The organism is Deltaproteobacteria bacterium (genome assembly GCA_030654105.1).
Lineage (GTDB): Bacteria > Desulfobacterota > SM23-61 > SM23-61 > SM23-61 > JAHJQK01.
Genome location: JAURYC010000227.1, coordinates 1 through 7,470, shown reverse-complemented (window position 1 = coordinate 7,470; position 7,470 = coordinate 1). Strand labels below are relative to the sequence as shown.

The 7,470-nt window shown below is 53.1% G+C and carries 6 protein-coding genes; 3 read left to right on the top strand and 3 right to left on the bottom strand.

Features of this window, described 5'->3' with window-relative positions:
• Positions 1–367 (bottom strand): pyridoxamine 5'-phosphate oxidase family protein (locus tag Q7V48_09515; GenBank protein ID MDO9210969.1); only part of this gene is annotated, 367 nt, incomplete at its 3' end.
• 337 nt (positions 368–704) lie between these two features.
• On the opposite strand from Q7V48_09515, the gene Q7V48_09510 reads away from it, so the two are divergent.
• The 3 genes from Q7V48_09510 (at position 705) to Q7V48_09500 (ending at position 4,998) form a co-directional block, all read left to right on the top strand.
• The gene (locus tag Q7V48_09510) at positions 705–1,883 is read left to right on the top strand and encodes an SAM-dependent methyltransferase (protein MDO9210968.1); all 1,179 of its coding nucleotides are present in this window, start codon (positions 705–707) and stop codon (positions 1,881–1,883) included.
• Between the two features lie 75 nt (positions 1,884–1,958).
• A complete protein-coding gene (gene serA / locus Q7V48_09505; GenBank protein MDO9210967.1) occupies positions 1,959–3,551 on the top strand; it encodes a phosphoglycerate dehydrogenase in 1,593 nt (530 codons plus the stop codon).
• Positions 3,552–3,645: 94 nt separating this feature from the next.
• Positions 3,646–4,998: an FAD-dependent oxidoreductase gene (locus tag Q7V48_09500; protein MDO9210966.1), complete on the top strand. Its 1,353-nt coding sequence runs from the start codon at positions 3,646–3,648 to the stop codon at positions 4,996–4,998.
• Between the two features lie 38 nt (positions 4,999–5,036).
• Here Q7V48_09500 and Q7V48_09495 read toward each other — a convergent pair whose 3' ends face one another.
• Both Q7V48_09495 and Q7V48_09490 read right to left on the bottom strand, forming a co-directional pair.
• A complete protein-coding gene (locus tag Q7V48_09495; protein MDO9210965.1) occupies positions 5,037–6,236 on the bottom strand; it encodes an MFS transporter in 1,200 nt (399 codons plus the stop codon).
• Positions 6,237–6,467: 231 nt separating this feature from the next.
• Positions 6,468–7,265: a metallophosphoesterase gene (locus Q7V48_09490; GenBank protein MDO9210964.1), complete on the bottom strand. Its 798-nt coding sequence runs from the start codon at positions 7,263–7,265 to the stop codon at positions 6,468–6,470.
• Between the last annotated feature and the right edge of the window lie 205 nt (positions 7,266–7,470).

Genomic DNA, 7,470 nt, shown 5'->3' with positions numbered 1-7,470 from the left:
GCATAAGCTGGTTGAGAACGGCGCATTTCTCTTCGGGGTCATCGATCGCCCTGCACTTCCCGCGCACCTGCACAGATTTAAAGGCAGTCGTGGCGGCGGCGGCATTCTCTTCCGAAGCAAAATGGGAGGGGATATAGCGTTGCACGGATACCACCGCAAAGGTGGCCCGTGGGTCTTGCTGTAAACATTCGTAACGCTCTCCGGCAACCGCTCCATGCCATAGAATCCGTCCATCGAAGACAATATTCAATGGGGTAATCCTCGGCCATCCATCGGCTCCGTTGAAGGCCAAGTACCCGACTTCAGCGTTTTTCAGGACCTCTTCTAGTGATTCCTGATCTTTGACCGCAAATTCTTTTCTTCTCACCGCTCCCCCCCACCCTGGCAATTCATCCGGCACAAACGCCCCTATTAAATTTATAGGACACGGATTTTCGCAGATATTCACGGATATTTTTTTCCATTTATTGGGAACGTCCTAAATAAGTTGACATCATCTATTCAATTCAAACGTAGTCTTCACCCCAAATCCCCCCCGCCCCTCTTTCGTAAAGGGGGATAGGGGGATTTTTATTGCATTCCGCAAGGAGTTGGGTTGTTCGTCATGGCAACTTTGTTTTGTTTTTTGCTATAATACCTTGATAATCTGTGTACATCCGTGTCCAATAAGGAATTTCCTATAGAATCAAGTTATAATAGCACACATGGCGGAGCCAGAAAATAAAGAATTGGTCAAGGTCATTTTAGATCGCATTCATCGCCGGGGACAAATTCCTTTTGTGGAGTTCATGGATCTGGCCCTTTATCATCCCCAGCACGGATATTATCATTCTCCCCGCCAGAAGATCGGGCCGGAAGGAGACTACTATACCAGCCCCAACGTCCACCCCATCTTTGGCCACCTCATCGCCCGTCAGCTCCATCAGATGTGGGAGATCCTGGATCGTCCTTCCCCTTTCATCATCACGGAGATGGGTGCGGGGAAAGGATTGCTTTGTTCAGATATTCTACAATATTGCCAAAGCCATTTACCAAATTTTTATAAAAACCTTCTCTATCTCTTGGCGGAGCAAAGTCCGTCTTTCGTAAAAGAACAGCAATCCTTTCTGGCCAAATTTTTTACCGCCGGGAAGGTAGCTTGGATTCCCCCCGATGTTCTTCTCCGGGGTGAAAAGCCCTTTACCGGCTGCTTGCTTTCCAATGAACTGGTTGATTCTTTCCCCGTGCACATCGTTTATCAAGGCCAAGAGGAACTTCAGGAAATCTTTGTCACCCACGACGGAAAAACTTTCCAAGAAACGATGGGCTCTCCCTCTACCCCCCTCCTCCAAGATTATTTCCACGCCTACGCCTGCCCTTTGGAAGAAGGGCAACGTGCCGAGGCCAATTTAAAGGCTTTAGAATGGATCGCGGGCGTGAGTCAAACTCTGCAGCGTGGATTCGTCCTGACCATCGATTACGGTTATGAGGCTGAAGAGCTATATCACCCTGCCCGCCGGCAAGGGACCCTCCTTTGTTATTTCCGCCATACAACTTCTACCAACCCTTACGAGCGCATTGGCTACCAGGACATGACCACGCATGTAAACTTCAGCGCCTTGAGAAGAAAGGGAGAAACCGTCGGGCTGCGCCCAATGGGTTGCCCAGAGCAATACAAATTTTTAGCTGCCCTGGGTTTGTTGGATGATTTGGAGAATGGCGAAAAAAACTCACCTTGCCCTTCCAGTCCGGAATTTTTAAAAAATAAGCTGGCCATGAAAAGTTTCCTGGTTCCCGGTGGCATGGGAACCCTTTTAAAAGTTTTCATTCAGAGTAAAGGTCTGGCAGAAGTAAACCTCTTAGGGTTCCGGGATCCTTTTATGCGCGCTAACAATAAACCGTAAGATTCATCTTGAACCAAAGACAAAAATCGGAGTAAATTAGCTGGGTAATAATTTGGTTTTCGAAAGGAGATGAAAATGAATACAACCCTCAAGGTGCTGGTGAGCGATAACATTGCGCCGGAAGGGAAAGCCATTTTAGAACAGGCGCCGGGGATCGAGGCCGACGTAAGGGCCAAAGTCCCGGCCGATGAGCTCAAAGCCATCATCAAAAACTATCATGGCCTGATTGTCCGCAGCGCCACCAAAGTTACCCCCGAGGTTATTGCCGTCGCGGATAACCTCCGGGTAATTGGGCGAGCCGGATCAGGGGTGGATAACATAGCCCTGCCGTCTGCTTCCAAAAGAGGCGTGGTCGTCATGAACACCCCCGGCGGGAACACCCTCTCGGCGGCGGAACATACCCTTTCCCTGATCCTCGCCTTGGCCAGGCATATTCCCCAGGCTACGGCCTCCATCAGGGCCGGCCAATGGGAGAAAAACCGTTTTATGGGTACCGAAATTAGTGACCGCACCTTAGGCATCATCGGCCTGGGCAACATCGGCGCGGTTGTGGCCCAACATGCCGAATCCTTGGGCATGAAAGTGATCGGTTATGATCCCTATCTTTCCTCGGAAGTCGCGGCCAAAAAGAATGTGGAATTGCTTTCGCTGGATGACCTTTTCGCCCGTTCCGATTTTATCACCATGCATACGCCGCTGACCCCCAGTACGAAAAATTTATTAAACGCCTCCGCCTTCGCCAAGATGAAAAAAGGCGTTTACATTATTAACTGCGCCCGCGGAGGCATTATTGATGAAGTGGCTCTCCACGAGGCCATCATCAGCGGCAAAGTCGCCGGGGCAGCCCTGGATGTTTTCGAAAAGGAACCTCCCGGCAAGAGTCCGCTCCTGGAATTGGACCAGGTCATCTGCACCCCTCACCTGGGGGCTTCCACTACCCAGGCCCAGGTTAAGGTTTCCGTAGCCATTGCCGAACAAGTGGTGGAATATCTTCTCCAAGGAACCGCTCGCCATGCCGTTAACCTTCCTTCCGTGAGCGCGGAGATTCTCGCCCTCCTCAACCCCTACCTTCTACTCGCCGAGAAGATGGGCAAGTTCCAGGCTCAGATTACCCCCGGAAGCATCCAGGAGGTTCATCTTACTTACAGCGGCAGCGTTGTGGACATGGACACCCCCATGATTGCCATGTCCCTCCTGAAAGGTCTTCTCGATCCCATCCTCGAAGAAAAGGTGAATTACGTCAATGCCCCCATTTTGGCCAAGGAACGGGGGATCAAAATCGTGGAATCGAAAAGCCGTGCCTCCGAGGATTATACCACCCTGCTGACCGTTAAGGTTCTGACCGAGAGCGCCCAAAACACAGTGGCCGGCACTCTCTTCGGCAAAAACGAGCCGCGGATCGTGCGCATCAACGAATTCGTCACCGAAGCGGTTCCCGCAGGGAATATCCTCTTCCTCCACAACCAGGATAAACGCGGCGTGATCGGAAACGTGGGCAGCACTCTGGCTTCCCACGGGATCAATATCGGCCAGATGCATTTGAGCCGGGACCAGATCGGCGGAACAGCCATCTCTCTGGTCCACGTGGATGGGCCGGTTTCCCAGGAAGTCTTGATTGCTCTGCAAGGGCTTCCGCATATCCTTGCGGCCGTCCAGATAGAATTGTGACCAAAAATATTACTTAGCCCTCTGTCCCGGAGATCGCCAGGTTAACTTAAAGGTCTTTTTCTGAAAACAAAGCGCATCAAGGAGATAATGAACCATGCCTAAAGAACGTTTAATCGTAATCGGCGGGAATGCCGCAGGAATGAGCGCTGCCTCCCAGGCTGGCCGTCAGCGCCCGGAGCTGGAAATCATCGCCTTGGAACAGAGTCCCCACACCTCCTATTCCGCTTGAGCCATGCCTTATTACATCGGCAGGGTTGTCGATGATGCCCAATCACTGGTGGTCCGCTCCCCCGAGGCCTTCCGGAAGCAGGGAATCGATGCCCGCATCTTCCATAGGGTGGACGAGGTTGATATCCAAAAAAGAAGAGTAAAGGTAGAAGATCTAAAAAGAGGGCGGAGCGCCTGGGAGACTTTCGATCAGCTCATGATCGCCACCGGCGCGATCCCGATTCGTCCGAAGGTTCCCGGGCTGGACGCCAGGGGAGTGTACGAACTGACTACCCTCCAGAGCGGGCTCGAGGTACGACGAGCCGTGGACGAGGCCCAACCCAAAAAGGTAGTGATCATCGGGGGAGGCTACATCGGGCTGGAGATGGCGGAAAATCTGGTCCGGCGCGGCCTGGAGGTATCCCTGGTCGAAAAGACGGCCCAGGTGATGAATACTTTGGACGCCGACATGGCTGCTCCTCTTGCGGACGCCCTGGTGGCCGCCGGGATTCAACTTTACCTGGGAGAATCGCTCATCAGTTTTGAAGCGGTTGAGGGAACCATCCGTGGAGTTACCACGGACAAAAGGACCCTTCCGGCAGATCTTGTTCTCATTGGTCTCGGCGTACGTCCCAATTCGGCTTTGGCTGCTCAGGCCGGGATCCCGTTGGGGGAAACGGGAGGCATCAAAATCGACAACCGCATGCAGACTGAAATTGCCGGAATTTGGTCGGCGGGAAATTGTGCTGAATCATTCCATCGAGTCAGCCGACGCCCCTTTTCCCTTGCCCTGGGAACCGTGGCCAACAAGCAAGGACGGGTAGCCGGAATCAACATTGCAGGGGGGCAAGCCACCTTTCCCGGAGTTGTGGGAACGGCCATGGTCAAAGTTTTCGACTGGGAAGTAGCGCGAACCGGGCTCCAGGAAAAGGAGCTGCAGCAGCTCGGGTTTCCTTACGTCAGTGCCAAAATTGCCAGCCAGACTCGAGCCCGCTACTACCCCGGCACGGGCCAGATTACAGTAAAAATCCTGGCCGAAAAAGGTAGCGGACGTCTCCTCGGTGGTCAGATCGTTGGCAAGGAGGGGGCGGGAAAACGGATCGACATGCTCGCCACGGCCCTTCAGGGCGGGATGACGGTGGAGGATGTCATCAACCTGGATTTAGGGTACTCCCCTCCCTTTTCCCCCGTCTGGGACCCAGTCGCCATCGCTGCGCGGCAAGTAGCCAACCTCGTATGAAGGCCAAAGGTAAAGCGCAGAAGGTGAGAGCTAAAACCTTAGAGCACCTCAGGTCCGATTCCGGAGGTATACCTTTCCCTTGGCGACAGTTTTCCTTTTCTCCTGATAAGGACGAATTCAACCGCAATCACCCCGGCCAGGACTGCCAGGCAGAGAATATAAGGGGCCCGCAGGCCGGCGGAATGGGCCACGATCCCGCCGAGAAGCGGGCCCAATACCACCCCGCTTCCCAGGATGGATTCGTGCAGGCCGGTTCCCTTCCCTTTTCTCTTCAGGAGACGGACCGAATAATACAGGCTGGAATAGTAAGTCAGGCTGGCACAAAGGCCAAGCATGATGAAGGCGGAGGTAAAGACCAGCTGCTGACTGAAGGAAAAAACCAAAACCAACCCTGTTGCGGCCAATAGTTGAGCGCCGAGGAGATAAAATTTATTGAAGTGCCAGCGATCGCTTCCCCGCAGGAAAAAGAACCCCAGGAATTGAGCCAGGCCGATGCAGCTCATGAGCAACCCGATGGCATAGGGGCTCATGGTTAATTCCCGGGCCAGTTTGGGAAATTGATACCGGGCATTTCCCAGGATAAAAAAGGAGGCAAAGTTGGCGATCCAAATGGCGTAGAGGAAGGTCATGGGCCCGCCGGATTCCTTACCCTCCTGGAGAAAAGATTCCTTTATTTTTTCCGGCTGGGGCTCCCTGTCGCTCAACGATGCCCACAAAAGAAGGAAAAGCAGAAGGGAAAGAGCCGCAGCGGCCCAGAAAGGGAGGCGGGGATGAAGCCCGAAGAGGAGCCCGGACAGAGTCGGGCCGATGAGATGGGAGGCTGTCCAGGACATGTTGAAGCTTCCGATTTTCCGGGCCAGACCCGAACCGGTCTGCATTTCAGCGATCCAGGCCTGGAAGGAAGGCCAGAAAATGGCCATGCCCAAACCATTTAGAGCGGCAAGAGCCAGGACCTGCTTCACCTCTCCGGCCTGGGTCATCAGCAGGCATGAACCCCCGAAGATGAAAGGACCGGCAACAATCAGCGCGCGCCTTCCGAACCGGTCCGAAAGGCGGCCCGCCAGATGGGCCAGGATCATATGAACCGAGGCGGTAATCGTTCCGATCAAACCCAGCTCAATCGGATTGCCCCCGAGGTCGATGACCACCAGGGGAGCAGCCAGGTAAAAAACACTCGCGCTCAAGTCCATCCAGAAGGGAACGATGGTTATCATTATTCTTTCATTGATCTTGATCATGAAAAGGAATCATCCTCCGAAAGGCATCCCTGGACTCGCTCTCTATTCAATTTTTAATACCGGGAGACAAGGAATGTATGGTTATGATCCCATACTCTAAATCCCCTAAAACCTAACATAACTTACCTCCAATCATTTCTTCAACCAAGATTCCTTTCAAAATTTCAATGCCCTCGCTTATGAAAAGTTCACTTTGCACCAACGTCCCGGTTGAGAACCAGGCGTTTGCATTCAGTCCCATTCGAATACCTTCTGAATTGCTGGGCGGCCATACTCAGCCGGTCCAGTGAATGTGACAAGGTTCGGAAGAATCTCGGATCTCCCTCCTCCATGAGTGTGCCCACAGAGCACGGTCATTCTCTTATCAGGATGATTGCGCATCGCCTCGGCTAAGACATCTCCCACGGCCTTGCAGGAAAAAAACGGCAACCAGTCGGGATCGCAGTACCGTCCGTCATACCACGAGGCTTCCTTGAATGGCGGCACATGGGTCAGGACCACCACATGTTCCGCAGACTGAAGGGCGTCGGGGAGGACTGACTTGAAGTGCTCTGCCGCTTCATCACCAAGCTGGGTAAGTCGTTGAAGCAGACCTGCTCGACAGAGGCCAGCCAACTCAGCGATTAGCCGGAAGTCGTTGAGTTGAACATCGGAGTGTTCGAAGTCACCAAGCCTCCCATCCCCCCAGCCGTCATGCCCGACCAGGCACGTGGTAGTGGTTAGCGGCACAGCACCGCTTTCGCTTAGCCAATGCAAGTTGGAGGACTGGTGAACAAGGTCTGTGATGGCTGATCTGACTCCTGCGATTGATCCGTGGTAAAAATCGTGATTCCCAAGGACGAAGTAGATAGGGACTGCAAGCGCGTGCTGTAAACGGGAAAGATATGTGGAGACAGTGTGTGCTTGCGCAATGTCACCGGCAATCAGCACGCCGTCAGCTTTGTTGTCAGCCAGCGATCGGACAAAGGACTCGATCTCCGGATTCCCGAGGAACTCCAAATGGATGTCGTTCAACCAGATTGCCTTCATCTTCATGCGAACGACCAAGCTCACCTGCCTGAAATCGCGCCAGCGATTTTCAGGTCAGGTACAGCGTCTTGTTGGGCAATCTATTCGCTAAGGTCTATTGATACCGTGTAGTAACTTGTAACCTCGGTATCAATCTTGGTAAAATACTGTTCAACGAAATACAGTATTGATGCAATTGCGAACTCAGCATCATATCTTGTGAACT

Excerpts from the sequence above, each read along its gene's own strand:
- Q7V48_09510 (MDO9210968.1), top strand. The coding sequence starts at position 705 with ATGGCGGAGCCAGAAAATAAAGAATTGGTCAAGGTCATTTTAGATCGC.
- serA (MDO9210967.1), top strand. The coding sequence starts at position 1,959 with ATGAATACAACCCTCAAGGTGCTGGTGAGCGATAACATTGCGCCGGAA.
- Q7V48_09495 (MDO9210965.1), bottom strand. The coding sequence starts at position 6,236 with ATGATCAAGATCAATGAAAGAATAATGATAACCATCGTTCCCTTCTGG.
- Q7V48_09490 (MDO9210964.1), bottom strand. The coding sequence starts at position 7,265 with ATGAAGGCAATCTGGTTGAACGACATCCATTTGGAGTTCCTCGGGAAT.